General features: G+C 70.2%; 17 protein-coding genes. 1 reads left to right on the top strand and 16 read right to left on the bottom strand.

From position 1 onward, the window contains the following. Window positions 1-618 precede the first annotated feature (618 nt). Window positions 619-3,768 (top strand): isoleucine--tRNA ligase, encoded by a 3,150-nt coding sequence (gene ileS, locus ACZ3TS_RS03060; RefSeq protein ID WP_467613257.1) that lies wholly within the window; start codon window positions 619-621, stop codon window positions 3,766-3,768. 201 nt (window positions 3,769-3,969) lie between these two features. Here ileS and ACZ3TS_RS03055 read toward each other — a convergent pair whose 3' ends face one another. From ACZ3TS_RS03055 to rsmH, 16 genes are all read right to left on the bottom strand, one after another. Beyond that, window positions 3,970-5,130: a DivIVA domain-containing protein gene (locus tag ACZ3TS_RS03055; RefSeq protein WP_467613255.1), complete on the bottom strand. Its 1,161-nt coding sequence runs from the start codon at window positions 5,128-5,130 to the stop codon at window positions 3,970-3,972. Window positions 5,131-5,182: 52 nt separating this feature from the next. After that, entirely contained in the window at window positions 5,183-5,473 is a 291-nt protein-coding gene (locus ACZ3TS_RS03050; RefSeq protein WP_451590333.1) for a YggT family protein, read from the bottom strand. A gap of 50 nt (window positions 5,474-5,523) precedes the next feature. Beyond that, a complete protein-coding gene (locus ACZ3TS_RS03045; RefSeq protein ID WP_467613253.1) occupies window positions 5,524-6,165 on the bottom strand; it encodes a cell division protein SepF in 642 nt (213 codons plus the stop codon). Window positions 6,166-6,293: 128 nt separating this feature from the next. Then, window positions 6,294-7,013 (bottom strand): YggS family pyridoxal phosphate-dependent enzyme, encoded by a 720-nt coding sequence (locus tag ACZ3TS_RS03040; protein WP_467613251.1) that lies wholly within the window; start codon window positions 7,011-7,013, stop codon window positions 6,294-6,296. Window positions 7,014-7,019: 6 nt separating this feature from the next. After that, the gene (gene pgeF / locus ACZ3TS_RS03035; protein ID WP_467613249.1) at window positions 7,020-7,748 is read right to left on the bottom strand and encodes a peptidoglycan editing factor PgeF; all 729 of its coding nucleotides are present in this window, start codon (window positions 7,746-7,748) and stop codon (window positions 7,020-7,022) included. After that, window positions 7,745-8,935 carry a cell division protein FtsZ gene (gene ftsZ / locus ACZ3TS_RS03030; RefSeq protein ID WP_467613248.1) on the bottom strand — a complete coding sequence of 397 codons (1,191 nt, stop codon included), beginning with the start codon at window positions 8,933-8,935 and terminating at the stop codon, window positions 7,745-7,747. Before ftsZ ends, pgeF begins: the two co-directional genes overlap by 4 nt. A 279-nt stretch (window positions 8,936-9,214) precedes the next feature. Further along, complete coding sequence (locus tag ACZ3TS_RS03025; RefSeq protein WP_467613246.1) at window positions 9,215-9,991, bottom strand: cell division protein FtsQ/DivIB; 777 nt, start codon at window positions 9,989-9,991, stop codon at window positions 9,215-9,217. Window positions 9,992-10,172: 181 nt separating this feature from the next. Next, window positions 10,173-11,267 (bottom strand): undecaprenyldiphospho-muramoylpentapeptide beta-N-acetylglucosaminyltransferase, encoded by a 1,095-nt coding sequence (murG, locus tag ACZ3TS_RS03020; RefSeq protein ID WP_467613244.1) that lies wholly within the window; start codon window positions 11,265-11,267, stop codon window positions 10,173-10,175. A gap of 6 nt (window positions 11,268-11,273) precedes the next feature. Then, a complete protein-coding gene (ftsW, locus tag ACZ3TS_RS03015; protein WP_467613376.1) occupies window positions 11,274-12,605 on the bottom strand; it encodes a putative lipid II flippase FtsW in 1,332 nt (443 codons plus the stop codon). A 147-nt stretch (window positions 12,606-12,752) separates the two neighbouring features. Further along, window positions 12,753-14,180, bottom strand: coding sequence for a UDP-N-acetylmuramoyl-L-alanine--D-glutamate ligase (gene murD / locus ACZ3TS_RS03010; protein ID WP_467613242.1), 1,428 nt, complete (start codon window positions 14,178-14,180; stop codon window positions 12,753-12,755). Beyond that, window positions 14,162-15,235 carry a phospho-N-acetylmuramoyl-pentapeptide-transferase gene (gene mraY / locus ACZ3TS_RS03005; protein ID WP_467613240.1) on the bottom strand — a complete coding sequence of 358 codons (1,074 nt, stop codon included), beginning with the start codon at window positions 15,233-15,235 and terminating at the stop codon, window positions 14,162-14,164. Before mraY ends, murD begins: the two co-directional genes overlap by 19 nt. Then, window positions 15,232-16,647 carry a UDP-N-acetylmuramoyl-tripeptide--D-alanyl-D-alanine ligase gene (locus tag ACZ3TS_RS03000; RefSeq protein WP_467613238.1) on the bottom strand — a complete coding sequence of 472 codons (1,416 nt, stop codon included), beginning with the start codon at window positions 16,645-16,647 and terminating at the stop codon, window positions 15,232-15,234. The genes mraY and ACZ3TS_RS03000 overlap by 4 nt, the downstream gene beginning before the upstream one ends. A gap of 4 nt (window positions 16,648-16,651) precedes the next feature. Then, entirely contained in the window at window positions 16,652-18,181 is a 1,530-nt protein-coding gene (locus ACZ3TS_RS02995; protein ID WP_467613374.1) for a UDP-N-acetylmuramoyl-L-alanyl-D-glutamate--2,6-diaminopimelate ligase, read from the bottom strand. Between the two features lie 171 nt (window positions 18,182-18,352). Next, a complete protein-coding gene (locus ACZ3TS_RS02990) occupies window positions 18,353-20,308 on the bottom strand; it encodes a peptidoglycan D,D-transpeptidase FtsI family protein (protein WP_467613236.1) in 1,956 nt (651 codons plus the stop codon). Window positions 20,309-20,313: 5 nt separating this feature from the next. Beyond that, window positions 20,314-20,889 carry a cell division protein FtsL gene (ftsL, locus tag ACZ3TS_RS02985; RefSeq protein WP_467613233.1) on the bottom strand — a complete coding sequence of 192 codons (576 nt, stop codon included), beginning with the start codon at window positions 20,887-20,889 and terminating at the stop codon, window positions 20,314-20,316. A 138-nt stretch (window positions 20,890-21,027) separates the two neighbouring features. Next, window positions 21,028-21,984: a 16S rRNA (cytosine(1402)-N(4))-methyltransferase RsmH gene (gene rsmH, locus ACZ3TS_RS02980; protein ID WP_467613231.1), complete on the bottom strand. Its 957-nt coding sequence runs from the start codon at window positions 21,982-21,984 to the stop codon at window positions 21,028-21,030. Window positions 21,985-22,278: the final 294 nt, after the last annotated feature.

Below are 22,278 nucleotides of genomic sequence, written 5' to 3'. Positions count from 1 at the left end.
CCCTTCACATATTGTGATCTCGCGCGCGAATCGTGCTGGGACGATAAATCGACTTCTGGCCCGCGGCAACGGGGCACGCCAACGACTCGCCCGCCGCACGCGTGCCGCACGGCGAGCCTGCATCCGTTGTGCCCAGCTCTCCGCCGGGTAATCCGCCGGAACCGGCGTCCCAGGATCCGGACACCGGTCGCCGCGCCATTCGGGTCACCGGCAGCCCCTCGGCGCCCCCGGCCACGGGAGGCGGAAATCAGGTCGGCCGCCATCCGTGCGGCGCCGTACACTGGGCGGAGCGAAAAGCGTGGATGGGGACGAGTAGCGCCGTACGCAGCCATGAGCGACCCGGGGACGGTGGAAGCCCGGGGGCGAGCGCGACGTGAAGATCACCCCGGAGCCGCCGGAAGAAAGCCTTGGACAGTGGGCTCCGCCCACGGGCCACCCAGGGCCGGTAGAACCGGCATCGCGACCCCAATGAGGGGGCTCACCGGCGCGTACGCCGCACCGGAGAGCCAAGGAGGGTGGTACCGCGGGAGCGCGCCGCACACGGCGTGCAGGGAATGAAGACGATTCCCGGCTCTCGTCCCTCCGACGGAAGGCAGAACGTCCGCCGGAGGAAGATCGATGACGCAGTACCGCCAGGTGCCCGCCCAGGTCGACCTGCCCGCGCTCGAGCACGCGGTGCTCGACTTCTGGCGCGAGCAGAAGATCTTTGCCAAGAGCCTGGAGCAGTCCGAGGGCCGCCCCGAGTGGGTGTTCTACGAGGGCCCGCCCACCGCCAACGGCATGCCGGGTGCCCACCACATCGAGGCCCGCGTCTTCAAGGACGTCTTCCCACGCTTTCGCACCATGCGCGGCTACCACGTGGGCCGCAAGGCCGGCTGGGACTGCCACGGCCTGCCGGTGGAGCTGGCGGTGGAGAAGGAACTCGGCTTCAGCGGCAAGAAGGACATCGAGGCGTACGGCATCGCGGAGTTCAACGCCAAGTGCCGCGAGTCCGTCCTCCGTCACACCGACGCCTTCTCCGAGCTGACGACCCGCATGGGCTACTGGGTCGACCTCGACGAGGCGTACGTCACGATGGAGCCCGAGTACATCGAGTCGGTCTGGTGGTCGCTGAAGGAGATCTTCAAGAAGGGCCTGCTCGTCCAGGACCACCGCGTCGCCCCCTGGTGCCCACGCTGCGGAACCGGTCTGTCGGACCACGAGCTGGCGCAGGGCTACGAGACGGTCGTCGACCCGTCGGTCTACGTCCGTTTCCCGCTCACCTCCGGTCCGCTGGCCGGTGAGGCCGCGCTCCTGGTGTGGACGACGACTCCGTGGACCCTGGTCTCCAACACCGCGGTCGCCGCGCACCCCGAGGTCACCTACGTCGTCGCGACGAAGGGCCCAGAAGGCGCGGAGAAGCTCGTCGTCGCCGAGCCGCTCGTCGGCAAGGCGCTCGGGGAGGGCTGGGAGTCGACGGGCCAGACCTTCACCGGCGCCGAGATGGAGCGCTGGACGTACCGACGTCCGTTCGAGCTGGTGGAGTTCCCGGAGACCCCGGGCGGCACCCACTATGTGGTGAACGCGGAGTACGTCACCACCGAGGACGGCACGGGTCTGGTCCACCAGTCCCCCGCCTTCGGCGAGGACGACCTCAAGGTCGGCCGCGCGTACGGCCTGCCCGTGGTCAACCCGGTCCGCCCCGACGGCACCTTCGAGGAGGACGTCCCGCTGGTCGGCGGCGTCTTCTTCAAGAAGGCGGACGAACGGCTCACCGAGGACCTCCAGCAGCGCGGTCTGCTCTTCAAGCACCTCCCTTACGAGCACAGCTACCCGCACTGCTGGCGCTGCCACACCGCGCTGCTCTACTACGCGCAGCCGTCCTGGTACATCCGCACCACGGCCATCAAGGACCGTCTTCTCGAGGAGAACGAGAAGACCAACTGGTTCCCCGAGACCGTCAAGCACGGCCGGTACGGCGACTGGCTCACCAACAACATCGACTGGGCGCTGTCCCGCAACCGCTACTGGGGCACCCCACTGCCGATCTGGCGCTGTGAGGACGACCACCTCACCGTCGCCGGCTCCCGCGCCGAGCTCGGCGAGCTGACCGGAACCGACCAGTCGGACCTCGACCCGCACCGCCCGTTCATCGACGAGGTCACCTTCGCCTGTCCGCAGTGCGGCAAGACGGCCACGCGGGTGCCGGAGGTCATCGATGCCTGGTACGACTCGGGCTCCATGCCGTTCGCGCAGTGGGGCTACCCGTACAAGAACAAGGAGCTGTTCGAGTCCCGCTACCCGGCGCAGTTCATCTCCGAGGCCATCGACCAGACCCGCGGCTGGTTCTACACGCTGATGGCGGTCGGCACGCTGGTCTTCGACAAGTCGTCGTACGAGAACGTGGTGTGCCTGGGCCACATCCTCGCCGAGGACGGCCGCAAGATGTCCAAGCACCTGGGCAACATCCTGCAGCCGATCCCGCTGATGGACCAGCACGGCGCGGACGCGGTCCGCTGGTTCATGGCGGCGGGCGGCTCGCCGTGGGCGGCCCGCCGCGTGGGCCACGGCACGATCCAGGAGGTCGTCCGCAAGACGCTGCTGACGTACTGGAACACGGTCGCCTTCCAGGCGCTGTACGCCCGCACCTCGAACTGGGCGCCCAGCGAGGCGGACCCCGCCCCGGCCGACCGTCCGGTCCTGGACCGCTGGCTGCTGTCCGAGCTCCACGCACTCACCGACCAGGTGACCCAGGCCCTGGAGTCGTACGACACCCAGCGCGCCGGCAAGCTCCTGTCGGCGTTCGTCGACGACCTGTCGAACTGGTACGTCCGCCGCTCCCGTCGTCGGTTCTGGCAGGGCGACAAGGCGGCGCTGCGCACGCTGCACGAGGTCCTCGAGACGGTCACCAAGCTGATGGCGCCGATCACGCCGTTCATCACCGAGCGGGTCTGGCAGGACCTGGTCGTCCCGGTGACCCCGGGCGCCCCCGAATCGGTGCACCTGGCGTCCTGGCCGGAGGCGGACCTGTCCGCGATCGACCCGGAGCTGTCGAAGCAGATGGTGCTCGTGCGCCGTCTCGTGGAGCTGGGTCGCGCCACGCGCGCGGAGTCGGGCGTCAAGACCCGCCAGCCGCTGCGGCGCGCGCTGGTCGCGGGGGCCGGCTTCGAGACGCTGGATGCCGAGCTGCACACGCAGATCACGGAGGAGCTGAACGTCGAGGCGCTCGCGTCCCTCTCCGAGGTCGGCGGCTCGCTGGTCGACACGACGGCGAAGGCCAATTTCCGTGCGCTGGGCAAGCGCTTCGGCAAGCGTGTCCAGGACGTGGCGAAGGCCATCGCCAACGCCGACGCGGCGGCGCTGTCCCTGGCACTGCGCGAAGGCACGGCGTCGGTGGAGCTCGACGGGGAGACGGTCACCCTCGCCGCCGACGAGGTGATCATCACGGAGACCCCGCGCGAGGGCTGGTCGGTGGCGTCCGACTCCGGCGCGACCGTCGCCCTCGATCTGGAAATCACCGAGGAGCTGCGGCAGGCGGGTCTCGCCCGTGACGCGATCCGGCTGATCCAGGAGGCCCGCAAGAACAGCGGCCTGGACGTGGCCGACCGCATCGCGCTCCGCTGGACCGCGTCGGACCCGGCGGTCATCGCGGCGCTGACCCAGCACTCGGAGCTGATCGCCGAGGAGGTCCTCGCCACGGACTTCGCCCAGGGCGAGGCGGACGACACCTATGGTGAGCCGTTCACCGACGAGTCCCTGACCCTGACGTTCCGCCTGCGCAAGGCGTAACGGCAGACGCGAAGGCCCGGGCCCGCCAAAAAATCTTGGTGGGCCCGGGCCTTCGGCGTTGCGTACGCACGCACAACCGCTCCCACACCCGAACACAGGGGGTACAAGCGCCGAACGCGCGTAGCAAAAGGGCGGGGCTCCGGATGAGAATCCGGAGCCCCGCCCTGAACGCTGCCGACGCCTACGGCGTATTCATTCCCGTCAGTTGTCGTCCTCGTCGATGAGGAACCCACGCATCGGCGAGGGAGCCTGGCCCATCGGCGACGGGCCCTGCGGACGCACCGGCGCCATCGGCTGGGTCATCGCCGGGGACATCTGCTGCTGGCCGCCGAAGGACGGAGCAGCAGGGGCCGGGGCACCGCCCATCGTCTGGTTGCCACCGTACGACGGGGCGCCCGCACCAGCCGGAGCCATCGACGGCGCCGACGGCGACGGCAGGGAGGCCGTGGCCGGGGTGCGCGGCGGGGCCAGCGAGTCGTCGGCCTGGGTCTCCAGCTGGCGCAGCTGCGACTCCAGGTACGACTTCAGCCGCGTGCGGTACTCGCGCTCGAAGCCGCGCAGGTCCTCGACCTTGCGCTCCAGCGTGGCGCGGGCGGACTCCAGGGAGCCCATCGCGACACGGTGCTTCTCCTGCGCGTCCCGCTCCAGGGCGTCGGCCTTGGCCCGGGCGTCGCGCTCCAGACCCTCGGCGCGGCTGCGGGCCTCGCCGACGATCTTGTTGGCCTCGGAGCGGGCCTCGGCGATCGCCTGGTCGGCGGTCTGCTGGGCCAGCGAGAGGACACGCGCGGCACTGTCGCCACCGGGGCCCTGACCGGGCATGCCCGGACCGCCCATGGGGCCGCCCATCGGACCGCCCATGGGGCCACCCATCTGCTGCTGCATCGGGGGCTGACCCATCGGGGGCTGACCCATCGGGCCCTGGCCCATGGGGCCTTGCCCCATCGGACCCTGCCCCATCGGACCCTGGCCCATCGGGCCGGGACCCTGCGGACCGCCCTGTCCACCGGGACCGGCGGGCAGCTGCGGGGCACCGCTGGGCAGCTGGGGCGGGCCACCCATGGGGCCACCCATCTGCTGCTGCGGCGGGCCCGATATCCCGGCGGGCACCGGAGCGCCCGGACCTCGCATGCCCTGCGGCTGGTCCTGCGGCTCCGGAGGCTTCCGCATGTTCTGCTGGTTCTGCGCGGCGGCACGCGTGGCGGCGGCCAGCTTGGCGCGCAGGTCCTCGTTCTCCCGGAGCAGGCGGGTCAGTTCGGCTTCGACCTCGTCGAGGAAGGCATCGACCTCGTCCTCGTCATAGCCTTCTCGGAGGCGGACGGTCGTGAACTGCTTGTTCCGCACGTCCTCGGGGGTCAACGGCATCTCTTCACCTCAACGTAGTCATCGGCAGTCGGCAAGACCGTATCGTCCACATTCACCTCGCGAGACTGCCCACGATGGAGATCAGGATGTAGACGATGATCATCAGTACGAAGAAGGACAGGTCGAGCGCCACGCCCCCGAGACGCAGCGGCGGGATGAACCGCCGCAGAAGCTTCAGCGGTGGATCAGTGACAGTGTAGGTGGCCTCCAGAACGACCACCATCGCCTTGCCGGGTTGCCATGAGCGGGCGAACTGGAACACGTAGTCCATGACCAACCGGAAAATCAGCACGACGAGGAAGCACATCAGCGCGATGTAGACAACCTCCAGGAACACGCCCATGATCCGTGCTTCCCTCTCCCCTGTTCCCGTGCCTTTTCCGGTGGTGCGTCTCAGCTCTGGTTGAAGAACCCGCCCTCTGCGATGCGGGCCTTGTCCTCCGCCGTGACATCGACGTTAGCAGGCGACAACAGGAACACCTTCTGCGTCACCCGCTCGATACTGCCATGAAGACCAAACACCAATCCGGCCGCAAAGTCGACAAGTCGCTTCGCATCTGTGTCATCCATCTCAGTCAGATTCATGATCACCGGCGTGCCCTCACGGAAGTGTTCCCCGATGGTACGGGCCTCGTTGTAGGTCCGCGGGTGAAGCGTGGTGATCCGGTACGGCTCTCGTTCGGACACGACCTTGGGCATGATCACCGGCGCGTTCTTCTCCAGAGTCTGGCGTTCTTGTGTGATGGATGCCACGGGAGCGATGCGAGCCGGGCGCCCCGATTCCGCGGGTAGCGAAGCAGGTTGGGGCACCGGCTCGCGCGGCGCCGGCGGCTGGACCATTCGCACCGATTCGTCCCGTTGGGACTGAAGTGCCTGGTGCGATTGGTGCGACGGCTCGTGCCGCCTGCGGTCCCGTTCCGGCTCGGGGTCGAGTTCGGGCTCGAAGTCGTCGTCGGGGTCGAATCCCCGGCCGTCGTACCCATCGTCCTCCACGAGGCCGAGGTAGACCGCCATCTTGCGCATCGCGCCGGCCATGCTCTGAGTCCTCCGCTCTGTGGTGGATCGGCTGACGACTGCCAAGTGCCCGCGATCCACGAGGTCGTTACGCCCGCTATCAGCGGTAATGACCATATTTTCTGCTGTGGTCCGACTTCTTGGCGACGTTACCCGAGCCTGGGGCGGACTCCGAGTACCGCGGTGCCGACGCGCACATGTGTCGCCCCGGCGGCCACGGCCTGTTCGAGGTCCGCACTCATTCCTGCCGAGACCATGGTTGCAGCCGGATGGGCTCGGCGCAGGTCGGTCGACAAATCCATCAACCGCTCGAACGCCGCCTGTTGGCGCCCCGCGTACTCTCCGGTGAGCGGCGCGACGGTCATCAGGCCGTCCAGCCGCAGCCCTGGAGAGCGAGCGACGAGGTCGCCCAACTCTTCGATTCCTTCGGGTGCCACACCTCCGCGCTCCCCCCGCCCGCTCTCGTCCGCGTCGAGCGCGACCTGGATGAGACACCCCACCTCGCGCCCGGCCCGCACGGCCTCCTTCGAAAGTGCCGTGACGAGCTTGGAACGATCGACAGACTGCACGTGATCCGCATAACCGACCACGGATCGCACCTTGTTGGTCTGCAATTGACCGACGAAATGCCACGAAAGCGGCAGATCCGAGCAAGCGGCCGCCTTGGGCGCGGCGTCCTGGTCGCGGTTCTCGGCGACGTGGCGGACACCGAGTTCCGACAGAATCCGCACATCGCTCGCGGGATAGGTCTTGGTGACCACGATCAGGGTCACCTCCTCCCGCTTGCGCCCCGCGGCGGCGCACGCGGCCGCGATGCGGTCCTCGACCTTCGCGAGGTTGGAGGCGATTTGATGCTTACGGTCCGTCATGCCCCATCAGTCCAGCCAGACATAGCCCGCGAGTCGCCCGGTGGTACGGTCGCGGCGATACGAGAAGTGGTCGCCCGATTCGAGCGTGCACACCGGCGACTGCGCCCGGTCGCACACCCCGAGCCGTTCGAGCTGCGCGTGCACGCCGGCGGTCACGTCGACCGCGGGTGTGCCCCAGCTGGTCTCGGCGTGCGCCGCCTGCTCGACGGCAGTCACCTCGGCGCGCATCACCTCCGGCACCTCGTAGCACCTGCCGCAGACCGCGGGTCCCGTGCGGGCGACGATCCGGGACGGCTCGGCGCCCAGCTCCATCATCGCTCGTAGGGCGGCGGGCACGACTCCGGCGACCATCCCGGGCCGGCCCGCGTGGGCGGCGGCCGCGATCCCGGCGACCGGGTCGGCGAGCAGTACGGGCGTGCAGTCGGCGGTGAGCACGGCGAGTGCGAGGCCGCGCCCGGCGGTGACGATCGCGTCAACCTCGGGTACCGGATTTCCACCCCAGGGTGCGTCGACCACAGCCACGTCCCGCCCGTGCACCTGGTTCATCCAGACCACCTGGGCGGGGTCGAGTCCCAGTGACTTCGCGGCCAGATCGCGGTTGGTGCGCACGGCGTCGGGGTCGTCGCCGACCGCGCCGCCGAGATTGAGCTCCTCGTACGGAGCGGCGCTCACCCCGCCCCACCTGTCGGTGAAGGCGAAGTGCGCGCCGCTCACGGTGTCGCGCTGTCCTATCACTTGAGGAAGTCCGGTACGTCCAGCTCCTCGGCCGCGCTGTCCGAGTAGGTCCGCGACGGCGGGATCGGCGGGGCGACGGGGAGCTCGCTCACGGGCTCCGGCGCGGGCTCCGGCACATCCTTGGGCGTGACGCTGCCGAGCGAGCCGAAGGACGGGCGGCTGTCGGCCGGACGCGCCGGCGTCGGCTCGTCCCGCCGCGCCGAGGACGAACCGAGGACGTTGTCCCGCTTGGCCGGGGGCTGGCCGCCGTCGAAGCCTGCGGCGATCACGGTGACCCGGACCTCGTCGCCGAGGGCGTCGTCGATCACGGCGCCGAAGATGATGTTGGCCTCGGGGTGCGCGGCCTCGCTCACCAGCTGGGCGGCCTCGTTGATCTCGAAGAGACCGAGGTCGGAGCCGCCGGAGATGGACAGGAGCACACCGCGGGCGCCGTCGATGGACGCCTCGAGCAGCGGCGAGGAGATGGCCATCTCGGCCGCGGCCACCGCGCGGTCGTCGCCGCGGGCCGATCCGATGCCCATGAGGGCCGAACCGGCCTCGGACATCACGGACTTGACGTCGGCGAAGTCGAGGTTGATCAGGCCGGGCGTGGTGATGAGGTCGGTGATGCCCTGAACACCGGAGAGCAGGACCTGGTCCGCCGACTTGAAGGCGTCGAGGACGGAGACCTGGCGGTCCGAGATGGACAGCAGCCGGTCGTTCGGGATGACGATGAGGGTGTCGACCTCTTCGCGGAGCTCGGCGATGCCGTCCTCGGCCTGGTTGGCGCGGCGCCGCCCCTCGAAGGTGAACGGGCGCGTGACCACACCGATGGTGAGGGCGCCGAGGGAGCGCGCGATGTTGGCCACGACGGGCGCACCGCCGGTGCCGGTGCCGCCGCCTTCACCGGCCGTCACGAAGACCATGTCGGCCCCCTTGAGGACCTCCTCGATCTCCTCACGGTGGTCCTCTGCGGCCTTGCGCCCGACGGCCGGGTTGGCTCCGGCGCCGAGTCCGCGGGTGAGTTCACGGCCGACGTCGAGCTTGACGTCGGCGTCGCTCATCAACAGAGCTTGCGCGTCGGTGTTGATGGCGATGAACTCGACGCCCTTGAGACCGACCTCGATCATCCGGTTGATGGCATTGACACCACCGCCGCCGACACCGATGACCTTGATGACTGCGAGGTAGTTCTGCGGTGCTGCCACGTCGAAGGCCTCTCGCCTCGAATTACGTTGCCCTCGTCCCGCGGGTGCCCCGCGGCCCGACGGCTGATGCCGAATGGGACGGTCCGAACGCCGACCCGAACCCTAACGCTGAAGTTTAGGGTTACCAGTGTGCCTGTTCCTTGGACTCTTCCGAACAGGACACTAAGTCGACAAGTGGCGCACGTTCAACGAACACGCCGAACCTCCCGTTTTTCTTTTCACCCTATGTGATCGGCCGTAGCACTGCCCAACCAGGGTGCTGGCCTGCGCGGATGCGCGTCAACTCCCCGATGACGCAGGGGCGGTGGGAACACTTACGTCGAACTGCCTGGCGCTGGACGCCGCTTTCATCAGCGCGGTCAGCGTGACCGCTTTCGCCCGGCCCTTCTCACTACTGCCCCACATGACGGTCCGACCGCCGCTCAGCTCCAGCGAGATGGAGTCGTAGGAACGGACCTTGACGGTCCGGACGTCCCGGGCGACGGCGGCGGGAATGTCCTGGGTCACGCGGGCGGCCGCACGCACCAGCCGATCGGCGCCGAAGCGCCGCTGGGCGGCCGACCGCCCCACCGTCAATTCCAGCGTGGGTACGGCCTTCGGAGGGCTCGAAACCGTGGCGAACCGTACGCCTTCCTTGTCTACTTCGACGAACTTTCCGGCGTTTTCGACAATCAGAACCGGAGTGCGTTCGGTCACTTTCAGACCGATTCCATGGGGCCAGGAGCGAACGGCGTCAACCGAGTCGATCCTGGGCAATTTCCGGCGCAAACGCGCCTCAATCACATCGGTGTCGAGGGAAATCAGGGGCGATCCGAGCGGTACACCGGCCGCCTCGCGCACCTGCGCCTGAGTCAGGACACGCGTACCGGAGACGGAGACGTGCCGCACGCGCAGCCACGGGGAGCCGTACAGCAGCCAGATGGAGCCGCCGCCCACCAACACCACAGCGATCAAAAGGATGATGAGCATACGAGGGCGGAGCAGACGAGGCGGCCGGGGCGGGCCGGACTTCAGCTGCTGCCGTTCGCCGCGCTCGGTGGTCATCGGTCCGGCCACGCGCCCTGCCTCCCTCATTTCGGGGTTCGGTTCGCCTCCGGGGCGTCTCAGCCGGTGTCGAGAGCCCGACCGCACTCAGCCCTTCGGGCCTCCGCACTCCCCCAAGCTCTCGGCTTCGCTCGAGCAGGGGACCCCATGACTCTCGACACCGGCGCGCCCCTTCGGCTCACCCACCGATGCGTTACTGGTGGTGGCGCGAGGCGATCGCCTCGTACACCATGCCGACGAGCAGGTCGTCGGCGTCCCGGCGGCCGAACTCGCTGGCGGCGCGCGACATCTGGTACAGCCGGTGCGGGTCGGCGAGTACGGGCAGGACGTTCTGCTGGACCCACTCGGGCGTCAGCTCCGCGTCGTCGACCAGCAGTCCGCCGCCGGCCTTGACCACCGGCTGGGCGTTCAGCCGCTGCTCGCCGTTGCCGATGGGCAACGGAACGTAGGCGGCCGGCAGCCCGACGGCGGAGAGCTCGGCGACGGTCATCGCGCCCGCGCGGCAGAGCATCATGTCGGCCGCGGCGTACGCGAGGTCCATCCGGTCCACGTACGGTACCGGGACATACGGCGGCATTCCCGGCATCTGGTGCACCTGCGGCAGTTCGTTCTTCGGGCCCACCGCGTGCAGGATCTGGATGCCGCACTGCAGGAGGTACGGGGCGACCTGCTGGATCACCTCGTTGAGCCGGCGGGCGCCCTGCGAGCCGCCGGAGACCAGCAGCGTCGGTAGGTTCGGGTCGAGTCCGAACGCGGCACGGGCCTCCGGGCGCACCGCGGCACGGTCCAGGGTGGCGATGGCGCGGCGCAGTGGGATGCCGATGTAGCGGGCGCCTCGCAGTTTGCTGTCCGGGGTGGAGACGGCGACCTGGGCGGCGTACCGCGAACCGATCTTGTTGGCCAGACCGGGGCGCGCGTTGGCCTCGTGGATGACGATCGGGACGCCGAGCCGCTTGGCGGCCAGATAGCCGGGCAGGGCGACATAGCCGCCGAAGCCGACGACGACGTCCGCCTTGGTGCGCTCCATGATCTGCTCGGCCGCCTTGATCGTGCCGCGCAGCCGTCCGGGGACGGTGATCAGCTCAGGGGTGGGCTTGCGCGGCAGAGGGACGGCGGGGATCAGCGCGAGTTCATAGCCCCGCTCGGGGACGAGCCGGGTCTCCAGGCCGCGCTCCGTGCCCAGGGCCGTGATCCCCACGGTCGGGTCCTGCCTGCGCAGGGCGTCCGCGAGGGCGAGCGCGGGCTCGATGTGGCCGGCGGTCCCCCCACCGGCGAGTACGACATGCACCGAAATTCACCGCTCTCCGGACGAGCGCGCCGCCGAGGCACGCCGTCGCATCGTGTTCCATCTCCGAGGCCCCCGCTCGGACACAGGGCCTCCCGCCCGCTTTCTACCAAAGCGGGGTTGCCGCATCGCAAGCGCCGCCCGCGCAGCGGGCTCGTCGCGCGCGAAGGCGATCAGCAGTCCGATGGCGAACATGGTCGGCAGCAGGGCGGACCCTCCGTAGGAGAACAGCGGGAGCGGGACACCGGCGATCGGCAGCAGGCCGAGCACCGCACCGATGTTGATCACCGCCTGAGCGGTGATCCAGGTCGTCACGCCTCCCGCGGCGTACCTCACGAAGGGGTCCTCCGTGCGTCCGGCCACGCGGATACCCGCATAGCCTAGAGCCGCGAAGAGGGCGAGCACCGACACCGTGCCCGCGAGGCCAAGTTCCTCCCCGGTGACGGCGAAGATGAAGTCGGTGTGCGCTTCGGGGAGTTGGCCCCATTTCTCCACACTCGCACCAAGTCCGGAACCGAAGATTCCGCCGGACGCCAGAGCGTAGATGCCGTGCACGGCCTGCCAGCAGTCGACCGGGCCCGACTGGGGTTCGGTCGCCCCGATGCAGGAGAGCCGGGCCATGCGGTTGGGGCTGGTCTTGATCAGGATCACGCCGATCGTGGCCGCGATGGACAGCACCGCGACGAACATCCGGGTCGGGGCCCCGGCCAGCCACAGCAGCCCGAAGAGGATCGCGGTCAGGATGATGGCCGTGCCCATGTCGCCGCCGAGCATGATCAGCCCGAGCAGCAGGAACGCCACCGGGACCAGCGGCACGAGCATGTGCTTCCACTGTCCGAGGAGCCGCTTGTCCTGCTTGCGGGCGATCAGGTCGGCGCCCCACAGCACGAGGGCGAGCTTACCGAACTCACTGGGCTGGATCTGGAAGGAGCCGCCGAGCGAGATCCAGTTCTGGTTGCCGTTGACCGACATCCCTATCCCGGGCACCTGCACCAGTGCCATCAGGAAGACGGCACCCGCCAGGATCGGGTAGGCCAGCGCCCGGTGGAGTTTCACGGGCATCCGCGACGCGACGAACAGCAGCACGGCGCCGATGGATGCGGCGAGGAACTGCTTCCGGAAGAAGTACGACCCCGGCAGCGACATCTGCAGCGCGGTGATCTGCGAGGCCGAGTAGACCATCACCAGACCCAGCACGGTGATCAGCAGGCTTCCACCGAGGATCAGGTAGTAGGCCGTGAGCGGGCGGTCCCAGGCCCGCCGGGCCCGGGCGACGAGACGGACCGCGGGGTTGTCGCGCGAGAAACGGGGACCGGTGGGCCGCCCGGCCGACCGCTGCACCGCACGGCTACTGGATGCCACCGGTCACCTCGCTGCACGGAGCGGTGCCGCCGGCGGGCAGCCGCCCGCGAAACACCGACCACGATGGCGTCGTCACGCGTCCCTCCCAGGGATCCCGGGCGCGCCCGGAGTGACCGGGGCCCGCCGTCAGGCGCCCGCGGCGCCGAGTTCGCGTACGGCCTCCGCGAACGCGTCCCCGCGCTTGTTGTAGTTCGCGAACATGTCCATGGAGGCACAGGCCGGTGCCAGCAACACCGTGTCGCCCGCGCGAGCGAGCCCCCGCGCCTCCCGCACAGCCGCACGCATCGCCCCAGTGTCGGTCCGATCGAGGTCGACGACGGGTACTTCCGGTGCGTGTCGCGCGAGGGCTTCACGGATCAGCGCGCGGTCCGCGCCGATGAGCACCGCACCCCGAAGCCTCTTCGCCGACTTCGCGACCAGCTCGTCGAAGGTCGCGCCCTTGGCGAGCCCGCCCGCGACCCACACGATCGACTCGTACGCCGCCAACGAGGCTTCCGCCGCATGCGTGTTGGTGGCCTTGGAGTCGTCGACGTACGCGACCCCGTCCACCTCCGCCACGTGTGCGATGCGGTGGGCGTCCGGGGTGAAGGCCCGCAGCCCGTCACGTACGGCCCCGGCCGGCACCCCGAAGGCGCGCGCGAGGGCCGCCGCGGCAAGGGCGTTGGCGATGTTGTGCGGGGCCGGCGGGTTGACGTCGGAGACCTCCGCCAGCTCCTGCGCGTTCTTCTGCCGGCCCTCGACGAAGGCGCGGTCGACCAGGATGCCGTCCACGACGCCGAGTTGGGACGGGGCGGGCGTGCCCAGCGTGAAGCCGACGGCCCGGCAGCCCTCCTCGACGTCCGCCTCGCGCACCAGGTCCTCGGTCGCCTTGTCGGCGACGTTGTAGACGCAGGCGACCCTGTTGCCCTCGTAGATACGGCCCTTGTCGGCGGCGTACGCCTCCATCGAACCGTGCCAGTCGAGGTGGTCGGGCGCCAGATTGAGCACGGCGGCGGAGTGGGCGCGAAGCGACGGCGCCCAGTGGAGCTGGTAGCTCGACAACTCCACCGCCAGGACGTCGTACTGCTCCTCGCCGAGTACGACGTCCAGGAGCGAGACCCCGATGTTGCCGACGGCGGCCGTGCGCAGGCCCGCGGCCCTCAGGATCGAGGCGAGCATCTGCACGGTCGTGGTCTTGCCGTTGGTGCCCGTGACCGCGAGCCAGGGCGCCGCGTCGGGGCGCCTCAGCTGCCAGGCCAGCTCGACGTCGCCCCAGACCGGGACGCCCGCCTTCCCGGCCGCCGCGAACAGCGGCTTGTCCGGCTTCCAGCCGGGCGCGGTGACGATCAGCTCGGTGCCCTCGGGCAGGGTGGCGCCGTCGCCGAGGCGGACCGTGATGCCGATCGCCTCCAGCTCCGCGGCCTGTGCCCGGGCCCGCTCGTCGTCGCCGTCGTTGACGACGGTCACGACCGAGCCGAGCCCGTGCAACACCTTGGCCGCCGGGACGCCGGAGACGCCGAGCCCCGCGACGGTGACGTGCTTGCCCTGCCACTCGGTCACTTTTCCGCTGCCCATCCCGCGTAGAAGATGCCAAGACCCACGATCACGCAGATTCCCTGAATGATCCAGAAGCGGACCACGACGAGGACCTCGGACCAGCCCTTGAGTTCGAAGTGGTGCTGGAGCGGGGCCATCCGGAAGACGCGCCGGCCGGTGAGGCGGAACGAGCCGACCTGGATGACGACCGACATGGTGATCAGGACGAAGAGGCCGCCGAGCAGGGCGAGCAGCAGCTCGGTGCGGGAGCAGATCGCAAGACCGGCGAGCGCGCCGCCCAGGGCCAGCGAGCCGGTGTCGCCCATGAAGATCTTGGCGGGCGACGTGTTCCACCACAGGAAGCCGAGGCAGGCGCCCATCAACGCGGAGGAGACCACCGCCAGGTCGAGCGGGTCGCGTACCTCGTAGCAGGCGGCCGGGTTGGTCAGGGTCTGCGCGTTGGCACAGGACTCCTGGAACTGCCAGACGCCGATGAACGTGTACGCGCCGAAGACGAGCACGGAGGCACCGGTGGCGAGGCCGTCGAGACCGTCGGTGAGGTTCACGCCGTTCGACATGGCGAGGATCATGAAGATCGCCCAGACCACGAACAGCACCGGTCCGATGGTCCAGCCGAAGTCCTGCACGAAGGAGAGCTTGGTGGAGGCCGGGGTGTTGCCCCGGGCGTCGGCGAACTGCAGGGCCAGCACCGCGAAGGCGATGCCGACGATCAGCTGGCCGGCCATTTTCGCCTTGGCCCGCAGGCCGAGCGAACGCCGCTTGACGATCTTGATGTAGTCGTCGAGGAAGCCGACCAGGCCCATGCCGGCCATCAGGCCGAGCACCAGCACCCCGGAGAACGTCGGCGGCTTGCCGGTGATCACCTTGCTGAGGAAGTACGCGGCGATCGTGGCCAGGATGAAGGCGATGCCGCCCATCGTCGGCGTACCGCGCTTGCTGTGGTGCTCGCGCGGGCCGTCGTCGCGGATGTACTGGCCGTATCCCTTACGGGCCAGCACCTTGATCAGCAACGGGGTGCCGATCAGGGTGAAGAACAGACCAATGACTCCTGCGAACAGGATCTGCTTCATCATCGGGCGGCAACCTCACCCTCGGCACCGGTCTCGAGCAGCGCCTGCGCCACACTCTCGAGCCCGACCGACCGGGACGCCTTCACGAGAACGACGTCTCCCGGGCGCAACTCGCTGCGCAACAGGTCGACCGCCGCCTGTGCGTCGGACACGTGCACCGACTCCTCACCCCACGAACCCTCGTTATATGCGCCCAGTTGCAGCCAGGACGCTTCCCTGCCCCCGACCGCGACGAGCTTGCTGACGTTGAGCCGGACGGCGAGCCGCCCGACCGCGTCGTGCTCGGCGAGCGCCTCGTCCCCGAGCTCGGCCATCTTGCCGAGCACCGCCCACGTGCGCCGCCCCTTGCCCATGGCCACGAGAGCGCGCAGTGCGGCCCTCATGGACTCGGGGTTTGCGTTGTAGGCGTCGTTGACGACCGTCACGCCGTCCGGGCGCTCGGTGACCTCCATCCGCCAGCGGGAGAGGGAGCCCGCCTCACAGAGCGCGGTGGCGATCTCTTCCGCGGACATGCCCAGCTCATGGGCGACGGCGGCCGCGGCGAGCGCGTTCGACACGTGGTGCTCACCGTACAGGCGCATGGTCACATCGCTGCACCCGGAGGGTGTGTGAAGGCTGAAGGCGGGCTGTCCGCTGTCCGTGAGTCTCACGTTCTCGGCGCGTACGTCCGCTTCGTCGGACTCTCCGAAAAGGATCACCTTCGCCGTCGTACGGGACGCCATGGCCCGTACGAGCGGATCGTCGGCGTTGAGGACCGCGACGCCGCCCTCGTCCTTGGAGGGAAGACTCTCGACGAGTTCGCCCTTCGCCAGCGCGATCTGCTCGCGACCGCCGAACTCGCCGATGTGGGCGGTGCCGACGTTGAGCACGAGCCCGATCCGTGGGGGGGTAAGGCCGGTGAGGTAGCGGATGTGACCGATACCCCGCGCGCCCATCTCCAGGACGAGGAACTTCGTCGCCTCGGTGGCGCTGAGGGCCGTGAGCGGCAGCCCGATCTCGTTGTTGAGCGAGCCGGGCGTCCACACGGTCGGCGCCTTGCGCTGGAGCACCTGGGCGATGAGGTCCTTGGTGCTGGTCTTGCCCGCGGAGCCGGTGAGGGCCACCAGGGTCGCCCCGAGCCGCTGGACGACGTGGCGGGCGAGGGCGCCGAGGGCGGCCTGTACGTCGTCCACGACGATCGCGGGCACGCCGACGGGGCGGGACGCCAGCACGGCTGCGGCGCCCGCCTCGACGACGGCTGGTGCGAAGTCGTGTCCGTCCACGCGCTCACCGACGAAGGCGACGAAGAGGCTGCCGGGCTCCACCTCGCGGGAGTCCCGGACGACCGGCCCGGTGACCTGGACGGACGGGTCCGGTATGTCATGCATCTGCCCGCCGACGACTGTTGCGATCTCGGCGAGGGAGAGGGCGATCACAAGTTCATCCCTGGGTCTTCTGGATAGCTTCGCGAAGCACCTGGCGGTCGTCGAAGGGACGGACCACTCCGGCGATGTCCTGGCCCTGCTCATGGCCCTTGCCCGCGACCAGCACGGTGTCCCCGGGCCGCGCGCGGGCGACGGCGGCGGCGACGGCGGCTGCCCTGTCCTCGAAGACCTGCACCTCACCGCGTTCGTGCGCGGGGACGGACGCCGCGCCCTCGAGCATGGTGGCGAGGATCGCCAGGGGGTCCTCGGAGCGCGGGTTGTCGGAGGTCAGTACGGCCGTGTCGGCGAGCCGGGCCGCGGCGGCCCCCATCGGGGCGCGCTTGGTGGTGTCCCGGTCACCGCCGCAGCCGAGCACGACGTGCAGCTTGCCCTCGGTGACCTTGCGCAGGGCGCGCAGCACCGATTCGACGGCGTCGGTCTTGTGGGCGTAGTCGACGACCGCGAGGTAGGGCTGCCCGGCGTCCACGCGCTCCAGGCGGCCCGGGACGCCCGGCACGGCGGCGATGCCGTCGGCGGCGGTCTGCGGGTCGATACCGGCCTCGGCGAGGGCGACGATCGCGGCGAGGGTGTTGGCCACGTTGAAGGGGCCCGGGAGCGGCGACTTCGCGGCGATCCGCCGGCCCTTCGGGCCGAGCACGGTGAACGCGGAGTCCAGCGGGCCGATCCGGACGTCCTCGGCGCGCCAGTCCGCGTCGGGGTGGCCCTCCGCGGAGAAGGTGACGACCGGAACGCCGGCGTCCTTCGCGAGCCTGCGGCCGTACTCGTCGTCGAGGTTGACGACACCGACCCGGCTGCGTTCCTCCGTGAACAGCTGCGCCTTGGCCCGGTAGTAGTCCTCCATGTCGGAGTGGAACTCCATGTGTTCCGGGCTGAGGTTGGTGAAGACGGCGATGTCGAAGACGCAGCCGTCGACGCGGCCGAGCACCAGCGCGTGGCTGGAGACCTCCATGGCGACCGCCTCGACCCCGCGCTCCCGCATGACGGCGAACAGGGCCTGCAGATCGGTGGCCTCCGGGGTGGTGCGCTCGGACTTGATGCGCTCGTCGCCGATGCGCGTCTCGACGGTGCCGATCAGACCGGTGCTGCGCACGGTCTTGAGACCGCCCTCGACGAGGTAGGCGGTCGTGGTCTTGCCGGAGGTGCCGGTGATGCCGATCTGGAGCAGGTCCCGGCCCGGGCGGCCGTAGATCATGGCCGCCAGCTCGCCCATCCGTCCCCGTGGATCGTCGGTCACCAGGACCGGGAGCCCGGTGGCGGCGGCGCGCTCGGCGCCGGTCGGGTCGGTCAGCACGGCGACCGCGCCGAGGCCGGCGGCCTGGGTGACGAAGTCGGCGCCGTGCAGGCGGGCGCCGGGCAGGGCGGCGTACAGGTCACCGGGGCGGACGGCGCGCGAGTCATGGGTGATGCCCGTGACCTCGACTGCGCTGTCCGGGGTCTCCGGCGCGGCGACACCCAGCTGATCGGCGAGCTCCGCGAGGGGTGTGGCGGAGACGTGAACCGGTCGCGGCGGTCCCGGATACGTCACGGAAGCGCCCTTCTGGGTGTGGTGGGACTGATCAGCGTGTGGCACGGCGGTGAGCGTACCGGGCGCACCCCCACCCGAGCGAAGTGAGGGCGAGGGCGGGGTGTGGTTCCCGGGGTCGGGAGTGATCGTTGTCACGAGCTGTTTCCTGGTCGGTCTTTCCCGTAGTGCTGATCATGGCGTGAACGTGACGGGCAGGTTCGCGGCCGCTGCCCCGGTGGGCGGGACCTGGAGGGTCTTGAGGGCGAACTCCATGACCTGCTTGAAGATGGGGCCGCAGATCTGGCCGCCGAAGTAGCTGCCCTTGGTGGCGTTCTGGATGGCGCAGTAGACGGTGACGCGGGGGTTGTCCGCGGGGGCGAACCCGGCGAAGGACGACGTGTAACCGCGGTACTTGCCGGTGGCCGGATCCACGCGGTTGGCCGTACCCGTCTTGCCCGCGACCCGGTAGCCGGGGATACGGGCCTTGGCACCGGTGCCCTCCTGGTCGTCGACGACGGACTCGAGCATCTGGGCGAGGGTCTTCGCCGTCCTGTCACTGACGACCCTGGTCTTCCGGGGCTTCGGAGCCGGTGTGAAGCGGCCGTCCGGACCCTTGGTGCCGCGCACCAGGGTCGGTTCGATGCGTACGCCGCCGTTGGCGATGGTCGAGTAGACGGACGCGGCCTGGACCGCGTTGATCGACACACCCTGGCCGAAAGGAATCGTGTACTGCTGCGATGTCGACCACTTGTCGGCGGGCGCGAGGATGCCCTTCGTCTCGCCGGGGAAGCCGAGGCCGGTGGGGCTGCCGATGCCGAACTTGCGCAGGTACGAGTAGAGGACCCGGTTGGCCTCAGGCTGTGTCTTGCCGAGCTGACCGGTGGCCAGGATGGTGCCGATGTTGCTGGACTTGGCGAGGACGCCGTTGAGCGTCAGGTACCAGGTCGCGTGGTCGACGTCGTCCTGGAAGAGCCGGTCGCCGCGGTGCAGCCGGTTGGGCACGGTGACGTGCGTCGTCGGGGTGGCGACGTTCTCCTGCAGCACGGCGGCCATCGACATGACCTTGGCCGTGGAGCCGGGCTCGTACGCGTCCTGGAGGGCCGCGTTGCCCAGCGCCGCGGGGTTGGCCTTGGACAGGTCGTTGGGGTCGAAGCCGGGTGAGTTCGCCATGGCCAGGATCTGGCCGGTCCGGGTGTCCTGCACCACCACGTATCCGCGGTCCGCCCGGGACTTCCTCACCTGCTCGGTGATGGCGTTCTGGGCGGCCCACTGGATGTCGCGGTCGATGGTCAGCTCGATGTCGGAACCGGCCACGGCGGGGGTCTCGGCGGAGCCCGCGGTGGGCACCAGCCGACCGCCCGACTGGGCGTAGCGGATCTTGCCGTCCTTGCCGGCCAGCTCCTCGTTCAGCTGCTGCTCGATGCCGCCGCCGCCCTTGCCCTCGGCGTTGACCCAGCCCAGTATCCCGGCGGCGAGGTCGCCGTTGGGGTAGACGCGCTTGCTGGTGGGCTCGGCGAGGACGCCGGCGAGGACGTTGACCGTGCCCTTCTCGGTCCTGGCCTTGGCCGCCAGTGTGTTCTTCAGGTCCTTGATCTGGTTCCAGACCTGGGGGGTCCGGCGCTGGGCCAGCAGGACGTACTGGGTGTGCGGGGTCTTGAGCTTCTTGGTGACCGCGGCCGCGTCCTGGCCGATGATCGGCGCGAGGAGCGCGGCGGCCTGCTCGGGGGCGTCCGCAGTCCCGGTCGCCTTCTGCGTGAACAGCGTCGGGTCGGCCGTGATGTCGTACGCGTCCACGCTGGTCGCCAGCTCGACGCCGCTGCGGTCCGTGATCTCGCCGCGTACGGCGGCCAGGGTGCGGCCGACGTACCGGTTCTGGTCGGCCTTGGCGGCGTACGCGCTCGCGTCCACGGCCTGCACCTGGAGCAGCCGTACGACGAAGGCGAGCAGCACCAGGGTCAGAGCGAGGCTGACCAGGCGCAGCCGGGGTCGTGGGCTGCCGAGCCGGATCTTGCGCGGGGCGGGCCCGCGGGCCGGGGCCGGGCGGCGCACGGGTCCGGCGCCGGGGCCCGGGCGGCGCCGGGCGTCGGGGCGCTGCACGGGCCGCGCGGGGCCGGGCACGCGGCGGCGCGGCGGTTCCCTGTCGGACACTTCCGTCACCTGCCGGGGGTCGTGGTCGTGGAGGGGCGTGCGGGAGGGGCGGACTGCCTGGTCGGGGAGCCCGGGGAGGCTGTGGAGCCGGACACGGTCGTGGAGCCGGCCGCCGGGCGTGTGCTCGGTGACGGTGACGCCGGCACCGCCGTGCCCGGGTACGGGCTGAGCACCTCGGGCGGGCGCAGGGCCGCGGTGCTCGCCGTGGACTGCTGGGCGGCGGCCGAGGGGACGCCCTTGACGGTGCCGTCGGGGTTCAGGAAGGCCGGGTCGCCGCCGGGGACCATGCCGAGTTCGCGGGCGCGGCGCTGGAGGGCGTCGGGGGCCGAGTAGGCGTCCACGTCCCGCTGGAGGGCCTGCTCCTCGTCGGTGAGGCTCTTGGTCTGCCTCTGCAGGTCGTCGAGCTTGAAGGCCCCCTCGCTGAGCGCGGAGTTCAGCACGAGGAGCCCGATGAGTCCGCCCCCGAGCAACAGGACGACGAGCAGTACGAAGGGGGCACGGGCGGCGCCTGTGGCACCGCCGACGGGAATCAACCGCGCGAGCCGGGCTGCCCGCCCCCTGAGTTCGGGTTTCCTGCTCACACACCCTCCCGCCGTGCTTCCACGCCCTCGCGCCCCCTCTTCGGGCCCCCGGACGTCCCGGGCGGCCCGGTGGACGCCGGGGGCCGTTTCGCGCGCACGCCGGGTCTCCTGGTCACTCGCCCGCCCCTTTCGTCCGGCTCACTCAGCGTCCTCGCGGATGCGCTCGGCGCCGCGCAGACGCGCCGGGGCCGCCCGGCGGTTCACGGCGACCTCCTCCTCGGTCGGAAGTTCGGCACCGCGGGTGAGGAGCTTGAGCCGGGGCTGGTAGCGCTCGGGGACGACCGGCAGTCCGGGCGGCGCGGTGGTCGCGGCTCCGGCCGCGAACACCTGCTTGACCAGACGGTCTTCGAGCGAGTGGTAGGAGAGGACGGCGATGCGGCCACCGACGGCGAGCGCCTTCACGGCCGCCGGGATCGCCCTCTCCAGGACGGCGAGTTCTCCGTTGACCTCGATGCGCAGTGCCTGGAACGTGCGCTTGGCCGGGTTGCCGCCGGTCCGCTTGGCCGCCTGCGGCAGCGCGTCCCGGATCAGTTCCACGAGCCGCGCGCTGTTGGTGAACGGCTCCTTCTCGCGCTCGCGCACGATCGCGGACACGATCCGCTTGGCCTGCTTCTCCTCGCCGTACGTCCGCAGGATCCGCACGAGTTCGCCCGCCGGGTAGGTGTTGAGGACCTCGGCGGCGCTCATGCCCGTCGTCTGGTCCATGCGCATGTCGAGCGGGGCGTCCTGCGCATAGGCGAAACCGCGCTCCGCCTCGTCGAGTTGCATGGAGGAGACGCCGAGGTCGAAGAGCACACCCTGGACGCGCGGAACGCCCAGCCGGTCGAGCACGACGGGGAGTTCGTCGTAGACCGCGTGCACCAAGATGGCGCGCTCCCCGTAGGGGGCGAGCCGCTCACCGGACAGGCGCAGCGCCTCCTTGTCACGGTCGAGCGCCACCAGCCGGACCTCGGGGAAGCGCGTCAGCAGCGCCTCGCTGTGGCCGCCGAGCCCGAGGGTGCAGTCGACGACGACGGCCCCCGGCTCGGCGAGGGCCGGGGCCAGCATGTCCAGACACTGCTGGAGCATGACGGGCACGTGTCGACTCTTGCTCAAGGGGGCCTCTCAGGTCCGGCGCGGCCGGGTGCGCACGGCCGGTTCCCGCCTTCCCCCGGCTGACGCCGGGGTGGCCCCCAGCGAAGGGGATGCCCTTCCGGCGCCGGAAGCGTCAGCCGACCGGGAGCGGGAGGAGGCCGAGCCGTACGTACGCGCCGCGCACGCGGGGAGAAACCGGCGCTGCCGACGTCTCCGGGTGAACAGTCCGCAGGGAGAGCGTCTCGCCTCCCGCTTCGCGTCACTTTAGTCGACCCTGTCTTGCGGTCAATCAACCGCCCTGCGCGTCGCGTGCGC

Source organism: Streptomyces sp. NPDC022910 (assembly GCF_055561075.1).
Note: the sequence above shows the minus strand (reverse complement) of the source record. Positions and strands in the feature narration are given on the sequence as shown.

What these genes read in the sequence shown, in the direction of transcription:
- mraY (WP_467613240.1), bottom strand. Translation starts at nt 15,235, where the DNA reads ATGATGAAGCAGATCCTGTTCGCAGGAGTCATTGGTCTGTTCTTCACC.
- ACZ3TS_RS03045 (WP_467613253.1), bottom strand. Translation starts at nt 6,165, where the DNA reads ATGGCCGGCGCGATGCGCAAGATGGCGGTCTACCTCGGCCTCGTGGAG.
- murD (WP_467613242.1), bottom strand. Translation starts at nt 14,180, where the DNA reads ATGGGCAGCGGAAAAGTGACCGAGTGGCAGGGCAAGCACGTCACCGTC.
- ACZ3TS_RS03050 (WP_451590333.1), bottom strand. Translation starts at nt 5,473, where the DNA reads ATGGGCGTGTTCCTGGAGGTTGTCTACATCGCGCTGATGTGCTTCCTC.
- ACZ3TS_RS03055 (WP_467613255.1), bottom strand. Translation starts at nt 5,130, where the DNA reads ATGCCGTTGACCCCCGAGGACGTGCGGAACAAGCAGTTCACGACCGTC.
- ACZ3TS_RS03040 (WP_467613251.1), bottom strand. Translation starts at nt 7,013, where the DNA reads ATGACGGACCGTAAGCATCAAATCGCCTCCAACCTCGCGAAGGTCGAG.
- ileS (WP_467613257.1), top strand. Translation starts at nt 619, where the DNA reads ATGACGCAGTACCGCCAGGTGCCCGCCCAGGTCGACCTGCCCGCGCTC.